Consider the following 17,435-nt stretch of genomic DNA (forward strand, 5'->3'; position numbering starts at 1 on the left):
ACTTATCTTTTATCGTTATTCAAAATCAGGGTGCAAAGAAAAGAAAAATAAACCATTGTAGCAAAAAATTATTGCACAATTTTTAAAATTTCTTTCTGCAAAATTTCCAAACTCTTAACTGATGCCCTATCTATCACTTTTTCACGAGGTTGTCCGAAGTTAAATTCTTCAACAATTACTCCGTTTGGTGTTGCCAAAGCTATAAAAACAGTGCCAATTTCAGCATCTGAATCTCCTTTTGATGGACCTGCATTGCCTGTCGTAGCAAGCGCATAGTCTGTTTTAAGCAAATCTTTAACACTCAAAGCCATAGCTGACGCGACCTCAGCGCTTACAACAGAAAATTCATCAATTAAATTTTGAGAAACTCCCAAAACATTTGCTTTCACTTCTGTCGCATAAGAAACAATACTCCCTTTAAAATAATTTGACGAACCTGGAACAGATGACAGTAATGAAGCAATTCTTCCTCCTGTACAACTTTCTGCTGTTGAGATTGTTTTATTTTGTTTAGAAAGTAATTTGCCTATTACTGTTTCAATTGTTTCGTTTTCTTCGTAACCTACAATTATATCATGAATTATAGCATCTAAAGATTGAACATTAGATTCTATTGCTTCTTCTAACTCTTCTTTATTTGTTCCTCTTGCCGTTAAACGCAGACGAACTCTTCCTGGATTTGGCAAATAAGCCAATTTTATAAATTCTGGAAGATTATTTTCCCATTGCTCAATACGTTCTGCAACTAAACTTTCGCCCTGACCATAAGTCAAAATGGTTTTATGAATAATATAAGGACGTTTGTATTCGCGAACAATTTTTGGAATTATTTCTTCCTCGACCAAATATTTCATTTCATAAGGAACTCCTGGAAGTGAAATAAAAACTGTGCTTTCTTTTTTCATCCACATTCCCGGTGCAGTTCCAACTTTATTATGCAATACTGTACAAGTTGACGGAACTAGAGCTTGATCTTTATTCAGTTGAGAAATTGGTCTTTTATAAAAACCTTCAATCAATTCTGTTACGTGCGCTAAAACTTTTTGGTCTACAACTAATTCATCATTAAAGTATTCGCAGAATGTTTTCTTTGTAACATCGTCTTTTGTCGGACCTAATCCGCCAGTTACAATGACAACATCTACTCTATTTTGCAATTGAGCAAAAGTATCTAAAATATGCTTTTTATCATCGCTTATCGATAGCATTTCTACTACCTCAACTCCAATTCGATCTAATGATTTAGCAATAAAAGCTGAATTTGTATCTACGATTTGACCAATTAAAATCTCATCTCCAATAGTGATAATTGCTGCCTTCATATCAGTGAAATGTTTTTTTTGCTTCTTACATTAAGTAAGCTATAAATTTATAAGTAGAAAATTTAAATTTTGTCTTGGGAGGAAGGTATTAACAGCTTTTACAAACTATAAGCCGCTTACAAAATTTAAAAAAAATGATTTTTGACTTATTCCTTAATTTAAATAGCTAAGGAATAAGCCAAAATTTATATTAAAGATCAAAGTCTTTTTTAATTTCTTTAATCGCTTCTTTTACTTGTACCTTAATACTTTTAAAAGTTTCGATAATATCTTTTTTCTTGCCTTCAGCTTTTGTCCAAGCTTCTACCTGCAAGATTTCTTCAAAAGCCACATTTAACCCCATTAAATCCAATGTAGGCTTTATTTTATGAGCATAGGAATAGGCGTATTTATGATCCTTCTTTTTAATTCCTTCTTTGATTTGTTTTAAATCTTCTGGAACTTCTGTAACAAATAAAGTTAAAATTTGATTCACAAATTCAGGATCGTTATCTGAAAGCGCATAAACTTTCGAAAGGTTGTACTTTAAAGCCATTATTTTACTTGTATTCTGAATAATTTTTTATCTTCTAAAAAGCCTTCTAAAACATCATTTGGTTTTACAGCCGCAACACCTGCCGGCGTTCCTGTAAAAATAATATCTCCAATTTTTAATGTGAAAAACTGAGATACGTGAGAAATCAATTCATCGATTTTCCAAAGCATCATACTTGAGTTTCCCTTTTGAACTGTTTCTGAATTGCTTCTTAATTCAAAATTAAGATTTTCCATAGAAACAAAATCAGTTTTTGGTAAAAAATCACCAATAACCGCTGAACCGTCAAATGCCTTGGCTTTTTCCCACGGAAGCCCTTTTTCTTTTAGTTTACTTTGTAAATCACGAGCCGTAAAATCAATTCCGACACTAATTTCATCATAGTATTTATGAGCAAATTTTGGCTCAATATATTTTCCGACTTTATTAATCTTTACGATTATTTCAACTTCATGATGAACATCTTCAGAAAACTCTGGAATTACAAACGGATGCTGTTTCAGTAAAACCGCAGAATCTGGTTTCATAAAAACCACCGGCTCACTTGGACGCTCATTTTTTAATTCCTCTATATGATTGGCATAATTCCTGCCGACACAGATAATCTTCATTCTTTTTTAAGTTGCTAAGATAATAAGATGCTAAGCTACTAAGAAACTAAAAAAACTTAGAATCTCTGTACCTTAGCATCTTAGAAACTTACTTTGTATTTAATTTTCTCAATTTAATTGCTGTCAAAACTTTTTTGGTGTACAACGGAAAATCAGCATTTTGAATCCAGCTGAAATATCCAGGTTCTGTTTCTAGAACTTTTTCCACTTTTGCACCTTTATGTTTTCCAAAAGTAAAAATTTCTTCGTCATCTTGATCAAAAGCAATCATTCCTGCAAAATCGGCGATTTTTTTACGAGTTGTAAATTCAGATAATGATTTCATATCATTTTCTAATTCTGGATAACGATCTAATTGTGCTTTTAAAATTTCGTAAGTCGCCATTGTATCAGCTTCAGCTGAATGGGCATTGTCTAAACTTTTTCCACAATAAAACTTCAAAGCTGCACTTAAAGTACGCTCTTCCATTTTATGAAAAATTGTTTGAACATCGACAGAAACTTTGTTTTTCATATCAAAATCAACTCCCGCACGAAGCAATTCTTCTGCAAGAAGCGGAATATCGAAACGATCTGAATTAAATCCGCCCAAGTCACTGTCTTTAATCATATTGTGAATATGCGGAGCAAGTTCTGCAAAAGTTGGTTCGTTAGCCACTTTTTCATCAGTGATGCCATGAACTGCAGTTGTTTGTGGAGGAATTGGAATTGTTGGATTAACCAACCAAGTCTTACTTTCTTTATTTCCGTTAGGAAAAACTTTGAATATTGAAATTTCTACGATTCTATCTTTACCGATATCAATTCCCGTTGTTTCGAGATCAAAAAAGCAAATTGGCTTGTTAAGTTTTAATTCCATTTCTAATTTTTATAAGTTTACAAATGTAATTTTTAAAGCCGAATATCCTCCTTTATTCTGATTTTTTTTGTCGAAAAATGCTTTCAAATCCTAATTTTAACTTTTCAAAAATAAGTCCTACACTGGATTACGCATTTCTACTTAATTCTTTTCTTACAAAACAAAAAAATCCGACAAGTTTAAAACTTATCGGATTTGAATTTATTTTATAATTGATTTTTAGAAATCTCTATCTACATCAAAAGCTTCTAAATATTCTGCTACTCTTTTTACAAAACTTCCTCCAAGCGCTCCATCAACAACTCTATGATCGTAAGAGTGAGACAAGAACATTTTTTGGCGAATTCCAATGAAATCTCCTTCTGGAGTTTCGATAACTGCAGGAACTTTACGAATCGCTCCAAGTGCTAAAATTCCAACTTGTGGCTGATTGATAATTGGCGTTCCGAAAACACTACCAAAAGTACCAACGTTTGTTACCGTGTAAGTTCCGCCTTGCGTATCGTCTGGTTTTAGTTTTCCAGCTTTTGCACGGTTTCCTAAATCGTTAACCGCTTTTGCCATTCCAACCAAATTCAATTGATCTGCATTTTTAATCACAGGAACAATTAAATTTCCGTTTGGCAATGCCGCTGCCATTCCTAAATTGATATTTTTCTTTTTAATGATATACTCTCCGTCAACAGAGATATTCATTCCAGGGAAATCTTTTAAAGCTTTTGCAACAGCTTCCATCATAATTGGAGTAAAAGTCAATTTCTCACCTTCTCTTTTTTCGAAAGCTGCTTTTACCTTATCTCTCCATTTTACAATATTTGTTACGTCTACTTCAATAAAAGATTGTACGTGAGCCGAAGTTTGAACTGAAGCCACCATATAACCTGAAATCAGTTTGCGCATTCTATCCATTTCCACAATTTCATCCCCTCCGTTTACAGAAACTGGAACTGCTTGTTGGCTTTTTTGAGCAACAGGTTCTAGAGTTTTTGTAGTTTCAGCTTTTGGAGCTTCAACTTTAGGAGTTTCAACAACTATTTTCGGAGCCGCTTCAACTGTTTGTGGCGCTTGAACAGAACCTGATTTACGATCTTCTACATATTTTAAAATATCTTCTTTAGTTACTCGTCCGTCTTTTCCTGAACCAGCAATATTTTCAAGTTCGTTTAAAGAAACGCCTTCTTCTTTTGCAATATTTTTTACTAATGGAGAAAAGAATTTATCTGATGCTGAGAAATCTTGAGAAGTTACTGTTTCTTTAACCGCTTCGATTGTTTTTTCAATTTCAGCAACTTCAGCAGGAGCTGCAGTTTCTTCAACTTTATTTGTCGCTGCAGTTGGCTCGTCGCCTCCTTCAGTTTCAATAATCGCGATCGTTTGCCCTACTTGCACTAAATCATCTTTACCAAACAATTGCTCAACTAAAATTCCTGATACTTCACTAGGCACTTCGCTGTCAACTTTATCTGTTGCAATTTCGAGTACGGCTTCATCAGCCTCAATTTTGTCTCCAACTTCTTTCAACCAATTTGTAATAGTTGCTTCAGCGACACTTTCTCCCATTTTAGGAAGCTTTAATTCAAATCTTGCCATATTGTTAATCTAAAAGATGTTTTTGATTTTCAGATTGCGAAATTAATGAATATTTTAAACATAAATTACACTTAATATAATTTTTTACTCAATTTTTATAATTTGCCCTCTATCATTTCTGGAATCGCTTCCAATAATAAAATGGGTATTTTTGGGTAAAATTTTAAAAGTAATACTCTTATCTTTAAGAGTTTCTATGATTTCGATACATTTTTTGAACGAAATGTATCGATTATCCAAAATGATTTCGATCTTTTTTCCCTTAAAAATCAGGCACGAATTTACCATTTTTTCTTTCGGGATTTCTAAAAAGCTTACTTTATTTTTTAAAGTTAAAGCTAATTTTTGAGACAAATCTTCATTTAAAGAATAAAAAACATACGATTCTGGATTCGGTTTTATTCTTGTTTTACCTTGAAACATTTTTATAAAAGAGAAAAACCAAGTCCCCATTTGGATAAAAAAACTAAAAAACAATGGTTTCTTAAAATGCTTCTGATAAAAGAAATTCATTGCTTCCTGAAAATGAAGCATATATTTTTCGTCTTTTATTGTGCTTTCTCCTTTATAATGTAAAACAGTTGTTTCGTGAAAATAATAGTTTGTTTTTTCTTTCAGTAATGCGCGATACGATAAATCAATGTCGTCAGCATACATGAAACAATCTTCATCAAAACCATTTAAATCTTCATATAGTTTTCTTTCTAAAAACATAAAAGCGCCAACTAGAATATCTACTTTTCCAGTTTCATATTCATTTAAATGTTGTGCATAATATTGATTTAAAAATCTGGTTTTAGGAAAGATTTTATACAATCCGAAAATTTTTGTAAAAGAAACCCAAGGCGTTGGAACTCCGCGTTTACTTTCCGGAAGAAATTCTCCTGTTCCGTCAATTAATTTACAGCCAATGATTCCGAGATTGTTTTGCCTTTCGGCGAAAGCCAGAATCTTTCTAAAAGTATCTTCTGCAACAACGGTATCTGGATTTAAAATACAAACGTACTTTCCTTTCGCTTGACGAACACCAATATTATTGCCTTTTGGAAAACCGAAATTTTCTTTGTTTTCAATTAGTTTAACGTCTGAAAATTTTTCTTTCACCATCAAAACACTTTCGTCTGATGAATTATTATCCACTACAATAATTTCAGCATCGATTGACGCAATTGCTTCCTGAACACTTAAAAGGCACTGTTCGAGAAAGTAACGCACATTGTAATTGAGAATGACAACCGATAATTGCATGAATAATTGAATCTGTAGATTTTGGCCGAAGTTAGAAATTTTCTGATAACCCCAAACGAAGTGACCAATCGTTTTTACTAATTCCGTAATCTAAAGCTAAATTACTTCCGTTTCTTTTATTCCATTTTATGCGGATTCCAGTTCCAACAGCGGGATTCCATTTTTTAAATTGATAAGTATCTATTCTTGAAACAGAAGAAACATTGGTAAAAAAAACTGCTCCAAAAAATCCGTTTCGGCTAATATCTGTTCGATATTCAGTTTCAAAATAAGCCAAAGCATTACTTCTATATCTGTTTTTAGTAAATCCACGACCCGTTTTTCCTTCACGATCCCAGCCAATACTTGGCAGGTCCAAATAATGAGGTTTTCCTCCAAACGTTGACCAAAAAAAAGCTCTAGAAGCCCAAACCCGATGTTTGGTTTTGCTAAAGGAATGATATTTTCTGGCATCAAAATACAAAGACTGCCATTTATCACCTTCAACTCCGCTGGTATTAATTCGCAAATCGGCTTCGATATATAAACCTTTTTCAGGATTAATAATATTTTCCCTGGAATCGTAAAGTCCTTGAAATGCAAAACCAAACGAAGTTTCGTTAGAATAATCTCCATTCATATATTGGTAATAATCGGTTTCCCCTTCTATATAAGATTCTTCAGAAATGTTTTTATAATTATCCAAAAGAAAACCAACTCCTAGTCGATAATTGCCGACAATCTGTCTCGTTATAAACTGATAAAAACGCCATTGCTGATAGTCGAGTGTTGACATTTCTTCTTTGGAATCATGTTCTCCCAAGCCATATGTGAGCTGCGGATAAATCATATAACGATAATCTCCAATAAGACTCCATTTATTATCTTTTGAATAAATATAAGATTGAATTGGAAATACAAATTGTTTGCTAAAACTAAAATAAGGTGAAAAAGTAATCTGAGACATTCTGGTCGTTTCAGGATCGCCTAAATAAAATGTGGTCAAAAAAGAAACAACCAAACCAGTGCTAGAATTAACTCCAACAGGAACTGGCAACAAAGAAAAAGTCAGTTTTCTTTTTCTTTCTGGACGAATAGTATCTTGCTTGTCAAAAACCCGATGAATAACATCTAAAATATCTCGTGTGCCCACATCTGTGCTATCATTTTGAGCCTGACAAAACGATCCTATTAAAAATAAAACTAAGAAGTATTTCATTTTTAAACTATTCACACACAATATCTTAAAAACCGTCTCTTACAAATTTAAAATTTTATTAAGAATAACAATAAAAATTTTGGATGAATAAAAAAGAATTTCGGATGAATCAAAAAGTTATATTTGAAACACTAAATTATTTGATTTTGAAAACCTTAAATATGTTTCGTCTTTGTATTTTTCTTCCATTGCTTATAATCTTTGGCTTTTCGGTAAGCGATCAGAAAAAAGAAATAAATCTCGTAAAAACGAATAAATGGTTTATTGCTGGACCTTCTGTAGAAAATGAAGAAATGATAAATAAGTTTCGCCTGGAAAACGGAATTGTTGCGGTCACTGCAAAAGACAATCCGAAAGGCGAAATAGAATTAAATGTTATGATTACGCCTTCTGAAACTAATGACGGAGTTCCAACTAATCTTTCAGATCATTCTAAATATGTCGAAATTACCTATCAATCGACGCAAATTATAAAATTGCAAGCAAGAGAAGGAAATGAAGAAGGAACTGGCTGTATTCATGGGGGTTCGCACCCCAGAGCTAGCATTCCTGCTTCTCCCAAACATTTCTCTACAATAAAAATTCCTTGGTCAGATTTCAGACAAGACGAACTTCCAAATGGAAAAATTTTAGATATTCATAATTTATGCAAATTCAACTTCGTGAATTACAATCCTGTTTCTGGGTCTGTATTGAAGATAAAATCTGTTATTATAAATTGAGATTTTAACGCAAAGTGCGCAAAGATTTTTTAAGTGTTTTTTACAAACGGTAAGTTCACAAAGCTTTGTGAACTTTATATTTTCTTAAAATATTTATCTAGAATTCTTTGTGCACTTTGCGAAAAAATCTTTGCGCGCTTTGCGTTAAAAAAATTCTCTCAAAAATCCTTTACGAACTTTGCGCTAAAAAAATAGTTTCAATAAAACTATAATTGCATCTGAATTTTATATCTATTTAGAATTTTCATTACAAAAAGCATAATTATCGAAAATGCTAAAGACCATAGAATTCCCGGAACTCCTACTCTGAAATATCCTGGAATAATATGAAAGTTTATAAGCTTACAGAAATAATAAATAACACCTGGCAAAATATAAATCAATAACGGATTTGCTGCCGCAGGCATGAAAAATTCGCTCCATTTGGTTTGTTTTTTGACTTCCATTAGCCAATACAGAAAATAGAACAAAACAGTGCAAATCGCCGCTGAAAACATAGTCCAAGAAGGCGTTCCTTTTATTTTTGAAATTCCGAAATACGGACGAAGTAAAATTGCTGTCAGGGTAAACAAAACAATAAACCCAATTACAGGCCAATTGATTTTTGAACTGATTTTTCGATCGAAAAACAATAGCGAAATTACTACTCCAGCTGAAACTAAAGAAGCATGAGTAAGATGTCCGGCAATAAAACTAAGCCACGACGTATTTTGAACAAAAGAGTTTTCGGTTAAATTAAGAGAATTCATTGCGACAGAAAAAATTAAAAATCCAATCATCGCCCATAAATTCCCTGAAACCAGCCAATAATAAATTACTGTAAATAAATACGCCCAACCAATCAAGCCTAGAATACCCCACCATTTTGGCGTCATTCCTCTTTCTCCAGTATCTTGAATATATAAAAAGTAAAGCGCAATAAGAACTAAAATTCCTCCATATTGCAATACATTTTTCAACCAAAGAGGAAAATCTTTTGGGTATTTGTTCCAAATTGGAATTGGCATTGCGTAAGCCAATAATCCCCAAAATGCTGGCTCAATAATCATTTTTGAAGCATCATAACCATATTCGGCATTAACCATAAAAACACCAATTATTATAAGTGCTAATGCTCTTTTTAGCGTGTGCGTCCAGATGGTTTTCAGGCTGTCACCTTTAATCAATCTCGCATTAAAAGCAAACGGGATCGACATTCCGACAATGAATAAAAAAGCAGGAAAAACTAAATCAACAAAAGTCATTGCATCTGCATCTGCTGGCATATGTTTCATCCATTGTGGGACATTACTAATACTCGCCAGTTCGTTTACAAAAATCATTACAAAAATGGTAATTCCACGCAAAGCATCTATAGAAATGATTCTCTGATTGAATAAATTCTCTTTTATTTTCATAATTTTTTACTTTTTTACTAAAAATCAAATATAACATAATTCTAAAATGTCTTATTAGAAATTCTAGATTAATTTTGTACTCTAATAAATTGAGTCACACATTTTTTACCCCATGTTATCATTTTTCAAATCTAAACCCATTTTAAAAGAACTGTTAAACGGTAGTTTTGTAGATATTCATTCTCACGTTCTACCAGGAATTGATGACGGAGCAAAAAATATTACCAAATCGATTGCGCTTGCAAAATCTCTGAAAGAATTAGGTATTTCTCAAATTATTACAACTCCGCATATCAATCATTATGTTTGGAACAATTCTCCTGAAATTATTCAGTCTAAACTTCAGGAAACCCAAAATGCATTAAAAGAAAATAAAATTGAAACCCCAATTCGTGCCGCCGCAGAATATTTTATAGACAGCTGGTTTGAAAATCATTTTAAAGAAGAAAAACTGCTTACCTTAAAAGAAAATTATGTTTTAGTGGAGATGTCTTATTTAAATGCTCCTTTAAACATTTATAAAACAATTTTTGAAATACAAGTTGCAGGTTACATTCCTGTTTTGGCACATCCTGAAAGATATGTTTTCTATCATAATAAATTTTCAGAGTACGAAAAATTAAAAAATGCTGGATGTCGTTTTCAGTTGAATTTACTTTCTACTGTAGAATATTATGGTTCTAAAATCACTAAAATGGCCGATGACCTTTTAGAGAAAGGAATGTATGATTTTTGCGGAACCGATGTTCATCACAAAAAACATATTGAAGCTTTTGATAATAAACTAAAAATAAAAAATATAGATCCTTTAAAAGAGATTATAACGAATAATCAGTTTTTTAAATTTTAAAAAATCTAATAAGCGTTTTCTTCCCCTTTAAAAATATTAATAACGGTTTTAACTATAATTCTCATATCGAGCAGAAAACTCCAGTTTTCGATATACCAGATATCGTATTCCACTCTATTTTCCATATCGCTTAAAGCCTTCGTTTCGCCTCTATAACCATTTACCTGCGCCCAGCCAGTAATTCCTGGTTTCGCATATTGACGCACTAAATAATTGCTTATCAAATCGCTATATTCTTTAGCAAGTTTAACCATGTGCGGTCTTGGCCCCACAACAGACATATCTCCCCAAAAAACATTAAAAAACTGAGGTAATTCGTCGATACTTGTTTTACGAATAAAAGCACCAAATTTAGTAATGCGGGCATCTCCTTTTTCTGCTTGTTTATTGTGTGCCAAAACGTTAACGTGCATACTTCTAAATTTCAAGCATGTAAAAGTTCTATTATCTCGACCAGATCTTTTTTGTTTAAAAAATACTGGCCCAGGCGATTCTAATTTGATAATAATCATGATTATAGGAAACAGCCACGGGAAAATTAGCAATATTACCAGACTTGAAAAACAGACATCAAAAATCTTTTTTATAACCCTGTTTGAAGCAAACTCCATTGGTTCTGTACGAAACATTAAAACAGGAGTGTTTTCATAAAAAGTAACTTCTACTCTGCTTGCTTTTGTGTAGAGCTGAAAATCTGGAATAAACTTTATGCGAACCATATTTTGTTCGCAAATCCTAATAAGTTCATTAATTATTTCGATGTTTTCAATGTGTAATGCAACATACATTTCATCGATTTTCTTATCAATTACAAAATTTTCCACCTCATCAAATTGTCCGATGATAAGAGCTGGATCAATGGTTGTTTCTATATTTTTTTTATCAAAAAAACCTAAGAATCGATATCCGTAAGTCAAATCTTTTCCGAGTACTTTACGAATTCTTTCTCCACTTTCATTGGCACCAACGATTATAAATGTCTTAAAATTATATCCTTTACTTCGAATATATTTTAGAAGTTTCATAGAAAAAAACCTCGTAAACATTAGCAGACTAAAAAAGATCAAATAAAAATACACCATTCTAAGCCTTGATATATCGCCATATTTTAGGTAAACAACCGAAATAGAAATTAAAGCTGCGTGAATTGAAATCTTTTTAATTGTTCGCCATAAAATAGATTCTATAGGCTCTATACGAATGCTTCTATTCGAATCGCTTTGAAGCAATAATGCAATCCAGATTAAAGCCGCTAGCAAAGAAACCGTTCTTTCTTCTTTGGACAACAATTTATCTAAACTTCCAAATCTTGCCAATGCAGAAAGGACTGTTGCTAAATTCAGTAATATAACATCTACCACAACAAACAAAAGCTTGAAGTAACGCGAAATTCGGTAATGAGATAGTTGTTGTAAAATTTTCATGACGGAGTTCAACTTTATCCTAAAAGACAAAAAAATGTCAAAAATAAAATCGATGCAAAATAACATTTAAATTATATTTTTTGACACTTATTCTCTTCTAATTATTTAAAATTTTACCTTTAACGTATGTTAAAAATTATAGTCTTCTTTTTTGCCTTTACTTCTTCGATATATTCGCAAATTTCGGCGTGTACAGATCCGAAAGCTGAAAATCATAATGCCGAAGCTAAACAAAATGATGGAAATTGCAACTATAAAAATTTACATCTAAAGCCAGAATATTCTATTCGTTTAAGTGATTCTATAAAGGAAACTTCAGGATTAATTGCTTTCGAAAATTTGCTTTGGACGCATAATGATGATCACGATACAAACATTTATGGATTAGATTCTTTAGGAAAAATCAAAAAGAAAATTGTTCTTCCTGAAGTTATCAATCAGGATTGGGAAGAAATTGCGAAAGACAGCACACATATTTATATTGGTGATTTTGGAAATAATTATTCTGGTAATAGAACTGATTTGAAAATTCTTAAAATCGAGAAAAAAACTTTTTTAGAAGAAAATCCGAAAATTGAAACCATTTCATTCACTTATTCTGATCAAACCGATTTTTCTCCTTCAAAACCAAATAAAACCGATTTCGATTGTGAAGCTTTTATTGTTTCCAAAGACAGTATTTACTTGTTTACCAAACAATGGAAAACATCTAAAACTACTATTTATGCACTTTCAAAAGAATCTGGATCTCAGATTGCGAAATTAAAAACTACATTAGATACAAAAGGTTTAATCACTGGCGCCACTTATTTAGAAGACAAAAAACTAATTGCTTTATGTGGCTACACCAAAGTTGGAAAACCTTTTTTATATCTGCTCTACGATTTTAAAAATCATGATTTTTTATCTGGAAATAAAAGACGGATCGATTTAAAACTTCCTTTTCATCAAATCGAAGGAATTTCGACAAAAGATGGTTTGCATTATTTTTTAACGAATGAATCTCTGGTTCGAAAACCAGTAATAAATGTTCCGCAGCAAATTCATTACTTTGATTTGAATTCTATACTTGGATCGTATCTCCATAAATAATTCGCAAATGCGAGATAATAGTTTACTTTTGCAAAAAGTTATGCTTTAAAAATATTCATAACTCCTAATTATAACTTAGAATTTACAAAGTGAACTATTTATCAGTCGAGAATATATCAAAGTCATTTGGCGAAAGAGTCCTTTTTGACAACATTTCTTTTGGAATTAATAAAGATCAAAAAATCGCTTTTATTGCAAAAAACGGCTCTGGAAAAACAACCATTATGAGCATTATCAATGGTTTAGAAGAACCTGATACTGGTCAAGTTGTTTTAAGAAAAGGAATCAGAATGGCGTTTCTTTCGCAAGACAATAATCTTCAAGATGAACTTACGATTGAGGAAAGTATTTTCGCTTCTGATAATGAAACGCTTAAAGTTATTGAGGCTTATGAAAAAGCTTTAGAAAATCCTTCAGACGAAGAAGCTTACCAAAAAGCTTTTGATGCTATGGATCAGCACAATGCTTGGGATTTTGAAACACAATACAAACAGATTTTATTCAAATTAAAACTGGAGGATTTTAAGCTTAAGGTTAAAAATCTTTCTGGGGGACAGAAAAAACGCCTTTCGTTAGCCATAATTCTAATCAATCGTCCAGATTTATTGATTTTGGATGAGCCAACCAACCACTTAGATCTTGAAATGATCGAATGGTTGGAAAGTTATTTTGCTAAAGAAAACATCACTTTGTTTATGGTAACGCACGACCGTTTCTTTTTGGAACGCGTTTGCAATGAAATTATCGAATTAGACAACGGAAAACTATACCAATACAAAGGAAATTATTCTTACTATTTACAGAAAAAAGAAGAAAGAATCACTTCTGAAAATGCAAGTATTGACAAAGCAAAAAACTTGTTTGTAAAAGAATTAGAATGGATGCGACGCCAGCCAAAAGCGAGAACAACCAAATCTAAATCGCGTCAGGATGATTTTTACATTATTAAAGAAAAAGCACAAAGCCGAAGAAAAGAAAATAAAGTTGAGCTTGAGATTAATATGGAAAGAATGGGAAGCAAAATTATTGAGCTTCACAAACTTTCTAAAAAATTCAAAGATCGTGTTATTCTTGACAATTTCAGTTTTGATTTTCAACGTGGAGAAAGAATCGGAATTATAGGCAAAAACGGAACGGGAAAATCGACTTTCTTAAATCTTTTGACAGGAACAATTCCGCCAGACAGCGGACGCGTTGTTAAAGGAGACACTATAAAAATTGGATATTATACACAGTCTGGCATTAATCCAAAACCAGGTCAGCGTGTTATTGATATCATAAAAGAGTACGGAGAATATATTCCGTTGACAAAAGGAAAAATTATTTCGGCTTCGCAATTATTGGAGCGTTTTCTTTTTGATGCCAAAAAACAATATGATTATGTTGAGAAATTAAGCGGTGGAGAATTAAAGCGTTTATACTTGTGTACTGTTTTAATTCAGAATCCGAACTTCTTGATTCTCGATGAGCCAACAAATGATTTGGATATTGTGACTTTGAACGTTCTAGAAAGTTTCCTTTTAGATTATCCTGGATGTTTATTGGTAGTTTCGCACGACCGTTATTTTATGGATAAAATTGTAGATCATTTATTTGTTTTTAGAGGACAAGGCGAAATCGAAAATTTCCCAGGAAACTATTCTGATTTCAGAGCTTATGAAGACAGCGCTGATGTTGCTCAAAAAGAAGAAAACAAAGCTGAAAAGAAAGAATGGAAACAAAATAATCCAACTGGAAATTTAAGCTTTAACGAACAAAAAGAATATCAAAAAATCGAAAGAGAAATTAAAGATCTTGAAGCTGAAAAAGCTAAAATCGAACAATTATTCTCAGATGGAAAAGTGGCTGATGCCGATATTGAGAAAAAAGCAAACGAACTTCAAAATATAATCAATAAAATCGATGCAAAAGAAGAACGCTGGTTTGAGCTTTCTGCAAAACTTGAAGGATAGATTTTAAGTTTTCAGTCCCAGTCGCGGTTTTCAGTTTTGCTTTTTTTGAAAGAAAATTCTTTAATTTTATTAATTTTGAAAAAAATAGATAATGGATTATAAAGAATTATTGGCATATAAGAAATCATTTTGAGCTTGCGATGGAAATTTTCGAATTGTCAAAAGCTTTCCTTTAAAGAAGAAAGATATTCACTAACAGATCAAATACGACGATCATCAAGAAGTGTTGCAGCAAATATTGCAGAATCTTATCGAAAAAGAAGATATACAAATCACTTTATTAGCAAATTGACCGATAGCGATGCTGAAAATTCAGAAACAAACACATGGCTTGAATTTTCATTAAAATGCGAATATATTAGCAAAGAGACTTTTGACAAGTTAAATATTAAAAGTCTTGAAATTGGAAGACTGATAAATTATATGATTAACAATCCGAATAAATTTGGATGTAATTAGAAAAATAAAATTATACGATCCAACAAAACTGAAAACCGCGACTGCGACTGCGACTAAAAACTAATTTCCATATATTTACGCCCTTAAAAATTAAATACCACATGAAAAAATTATTAACCGTATTATTTACTTTAGCATTATTTGCTTCTTGTACAGGTGTAGAAAAAGATAATTCTGAACCGCCAAAAGATTATACCGAACAAAACGAACAAGAGATTAAAGATTATTTAACCAAAAATAATTTAACAGCAACAAGAACCGATTCTGGTCTTTATTATATTATTGATGAACCTGGCGATGGGGCTCAGCCAACATCTACTTCGAATGTAACTGTTGCGTATAAAGGTTATTTTACAAGTGGAAAAGTTTTTGACCAAAGTAAAGACACTGGAATTTCATTTGGCCTAAACCAGGTAATTAAAGGGTGGACAGAAGGTATTCCATATTTTAAGGAAGGTGGATCAGGAGTACTTTTGATACCTGCGCGTTTAGGTTATGGAAGTTATGATTATATGACAATACCTGGAGGTTCGGTACTTATTTTTGACGTAAAATTGATTAAAGTAAACTAATATTTCTAGATGCTTTTTCAAATAAAATCTTATCTAAAATTTCTTTGGAATTCTAAAAACGAACACGCCGTTCATTCGCCGTTTGTTTTTAATCTATTGACAAAATGTTTTTATGATAAGAAAGCAAAACCAGAATATGCAATTCTAAAAAAGTACAGAAAATCGCTTTTAGAGAATAAAAATTTCATCGAAGTAACCGATTTTGGAGCGGGTTCTAGAGTTTTCAAAACAAACCGAAGACAGATTTCTAAAATTGCACAAACAGCTGGAATTTCGCCAAAACGAGCAGAATTATTATTTCGCGTAACAAAATACTTTCGTCCAGAAAATATTCTCGAAATAGGAACATCTTTAGGTTTAGCAACTTCTGCGTTGGCTTTAGGAAACCCAAAAGCAAAAGTAGTTACAATTGAAGGCTGTCCAAATACAGCAAATGTTGCTCAAAATTATTTAGCGCAATTTGATTGCAATAATGTTGAAAATGTAATTTCTGAGTTTGAATCTTTTTTAATTTCTGAGAACATTCAAGCTACAAATTACAATCTGATGTATTTTGACGGAAATCATTCAAAAAAAGCAACTTTAGCTTATTTTGAGCTTTTATTGCCAACTGTTGATAATGATTCTGTTTGGATTTTCGATGATATTCATTGGTCAGAAGACATGGAAGAAGCTTGGGAAATCATTAAAAGCAATCCTAACGTAAAAGTCACAATTGATACATTCCAGTGGGGATTTGTATTCTTTAGAAGAGAACAAAAAAAAGAACATTTTATAATTCGAGCATAAAAAAAGACGATCAAACGATCGTCTTTTTTACTAATTCAAAATTTTAATTTTTTATTTTTTTGCGTCTTTATTTTCTTCAGACTTCGCTCCCATTCTGTTTACAGTATACATCGGTGCAAACTTGATTTTCAAACCAGCAATTTTTCTATTATCCTCAGCAGACAAACCTTCTTTTTCAACTGTATTTTTACGGCTGTCAAGAGCTTCATACATTAACTTAATTTCATCCCAGTCTTCTCTAGAATATTTATCTTTATTATTTTCTACAGTATGAACAAACTGCTGATAAACGCTATGAATATTTTGAGCATTCACCCAATTAAAACTCATATCGTCACCAATTTTTCCTGCACCAAACAAAGCGTCTCTTAATTGCTGTTTTGGACTAGGAGCTGGAGGGGCAAATTGGGCGGTCATCTCATTTTTAAATTCTTCGTATTTAATTTTACTTGCATTTACTTTTTCAGTTGCAGCCGCATTATCTTTAATATCTGCTAAAGCCGCTTCAGCTTCTTGAGATCTTCTGTCATATTCTGCTTCCACACTTTTCCAATTGTCTTTTAAATCGGTAGCGGCAACATTTTTAACTGAGTCAACATAGATCACATAGCTCTCTACTGTTTTTTGAGCCTTTTCTTGTTTTTCATCTTTACACGATGTCATTCCTAATACTAATAATGCAATTCCTGTAGCTATTTTGATATTTTTCATAATCTTGATTATTTAATTAATACATAATCAAATTTACCAAATACCTAAACCAATAAATTACATTATTATCACATTTTTAAAATTAAAAACATATTAAAACTGTA

At 32.0% G+C, this 17,435-nt stretch carries 16 protein-coding genes and 1 pseudogene; 7 read left to right on the plus strand and 10 right to left on the minus strand.

Annotated elements, in window-relative coordinates:
* Positions 1-68: 68 nt before the first annotated feature.
* The 7 genes from OD917_RS02490 to OD917_RS02520 form a co-directional block, all read right to left on the minus strand.
* Positions 69-1,322: a competence/damage-inducible protein A gene (locus tag OD917_RS02490; RefSeq protein ID WP_263521956.1), complete on the minus strand. Its 1,254-nt coding sequence runs from the start codon at positions 1,320-1,322 to the stop codon at positions 69-71.
* A gap of 190 nt (positions 1,323-1,512) precedes the next feature.
* A complete protein-coding gene (locus OD917_RS02495; RefSeq protein ID WP_008468078.1) occupies positions 1,513-1,857 on the minus strand; it encodes an Hpt domain-containing protein in 345 nt (114 codons plus the stop codon).
* Positions 1,857-2,468: a fumarylacetoacetate hydrolase family protein gene (locus OD917_RS02500; RefSeq protein ID WP_111289096.1), complete on the minus strand. Its 612-nt coding sequence runs from the start codon at positions 2,466-2,468 to the stop codon at positions 1,857-1,859. The genes OD917_RS02495 and OD917_RS02500 overlap by 1 nt, the downstream gene beginning before the upstream one ends.
* Before the next feature lie 88 nt (positions 2,469-2,556).
* Positions 2,557-3,327, minus strand: a complete 771-nt coding sequence (locus tag OD917_RS02505; protein WP_248727902.1) for a 3'-5' exonuclease — start codon at positions 3,325-3,327, stop codon at positions 2,557-2,559.
* A gap of 219 nt (positions 3,328-3,546) precedes the next feature.
* Positions 3,547-4,917, minus strand: a complete 1,371-nt coding sequence (locus OD917_RS02510) for a dihydrolipoamide acetyltransferase family protein (protein WP_263521957.1) — start codon at positions 4,915-4,917, stop codon at positions 3,547-3,549.
* Positions 4,918-5,001: 84 nt separating this feature from the next.
* Positions 5,002-6,165, minus strand: a complete 1,164-nt coding sequence (locus OD917_RS02515; protein WP_263521958.1) for a glycosyltransferase family 2 protein — start codon at positions 6,163-6,165, stop codon at positions 5,002-5,004.
* 31 nt (positions 6,166-6,196) lie between these two features.
* A complete protein-coding gene (locus OD917_RS02520) occupies positions 6,197-7,363 on the minus strand; it encodes a BamA/TamA family outer membrane protein (RefSeq protein ID WP_263521959.1) in 1,167 nt (388 codons plus the stop codon).
* 104 nt (positions 7,364-7,467) lie between these two features.
* Here OD917_RS02520 and OD917_RS02525 point away from each other — a divergent pair, with 104 nt between their 5' ends.
* A complete protein-coding gene (locus OD917_RS02525; protein ID WP_263521960.1) occupies positions 7,468-8,085 on the plus strand; it encodes a hypothetical protein in 618 nt (205 codons plus the stop codon).
* 206 nt (positions 8,086-8,291) lie between these two features.
* Here OD917_RS02525 and OD917_RS02530 read toward each other — a convergent pair whose 3' ends face one another.
* Positions 8,292-9,482, minus strand: coding sequence for a DUF5009 domain-containing protein (locus OD917_RS02530; RefSeq protein ID WP_263521961.1), 1,191 nt, complete (start codon positions 9,480-9,482; stop codon positions 8,292-8,294).
* A 112-nt stretch (positions 9,483-9,594) separates the two neighbouring features.
* Between OD917_RS02530 and OD917_RS02535 the strand changes: the two genes are divergently transcribed.
* A complete protein-coding gene (locus tag OD917_RS02535) occupies positions 9,595-10,332 on the plus strand; it encodes a tyrosine-protein phosphatase (RefSeq protein WP_263521962.1) in 738 nt (245 codons plus the stop codon).
* A gap of 5 nt (positions 10,333-10,337) precedes the next feature.
* Here the strand turns inward: OD917_RS02535 and OD917_RS02540 are convergent, their stop codons facing one another.
* Positions 10,338-11,756 (minus strand): undecaprenyl-phosphate glucose phosphotransferase, encoded by a 1,419-nt coding sequence (locus tag OD917_RS02540; protein ID WP_263521963.1) that lies wholly within the window; start codon positions 11,754-11,756, stop codon positions 10,338-10,340.
* A gap of 126 nt (positions 11,757-11,882) precedes the next feature.
* Here OD917_RS02540 and OD917_RS02545 point away from each other — a divergent pair, with 126 nt between their 5' ends.
* The 5 genes and pseudogenes from OD917_RS02545 to OD917_RS02565 all read left to right on the plus strand — a co-directional run bounded on the left by OD917_RS02545 (position 11,883) and on the right by OD917_RS02565 (position 16,620).
* Complete coding sequence (locus tag OD917_RS02545) at positions 11,883-12,848, plus strand: T9SS C-terminal target domain-containing protein (RefSeq protein WP_263521964.1); 966 nt, start codon at positions 11,883-11,885, stop codon at positions 12,846-12,848.
* An 89-nt stretch (positions 12,849-12,937) separates the two neighbouring features.
* Positions 12,938-14,800: an ABC-F family ATP-binding cassette domain-containing protein gene (locus OD917_RS02550; RefSeq protein WP_263521965.1), complete on the plus strand. Its 1,863-nt coding sequence runs from the start codon at positions 12,938-12,940 to the stop codon at positions 14,798-14,800.
* A 91-nt stretch (positions 14,801-14,891) separates the two neighbouring features.
* A pseudogene (locus tag OD917_RS02555) lies at positions 14,892-15,259 on the plus strand (four helix bundle protein).
* Between the two features lie 101 nt (positions 15,260-15,360).
* On the plus strand, positions 15,361-15,831 hold the full coding sequence (locus OD917_RS02560; protein WP_263521967.1) for an FKBP-type peptidyl-prolyl cis-trans isomerase: 471 nt from the start codon (positions 15,361-15,363) through the stop codon (positions 15,829-15,831).
* Between the two features lie 9 nt (positions 15,832-15,840).
* Positions 15,841-16,620, plus strand: coding sequence for an O-methyltransferase (locus OD917_RS02565; RefSeq protein ID WP_263521968.1), 780 nt, complete (start codon positions 15,841-15,843; stop codon positions 16,618-16,620).
* 51 nt (positions 16,621-16,671) lie between these two features.
* Here the strand turns inward: OD917_RS02565 and OD917_RS02570 are convergent, their stop codons facing one another.
* Positions 16,672-17,331 carry a DUF6565 domain-containing protein gene (locus tag OD917_RS02570; RefSeq protein WP_263521969.1) on the minus strand — a complete coding sequence of 220 codons (660 nt, stop codon included), beginning with the start codon at positions 17,329-17,331 and terminating at the stop codon, positions 16,672-16,674.
* Positions 17,332-17,435: the final 104 nt, after the last annotated feature.

This window comes from Flavobacterium sp. SH_e, from assembly GCF_025717045.1.
In the GTDB taxonomy this organism is placed as follows: domain Bacteria; phylum Bacteroidota; class Bacteroidia; order Flavobacteriales; family Flavobacteriaceae; genus Flavobacterium.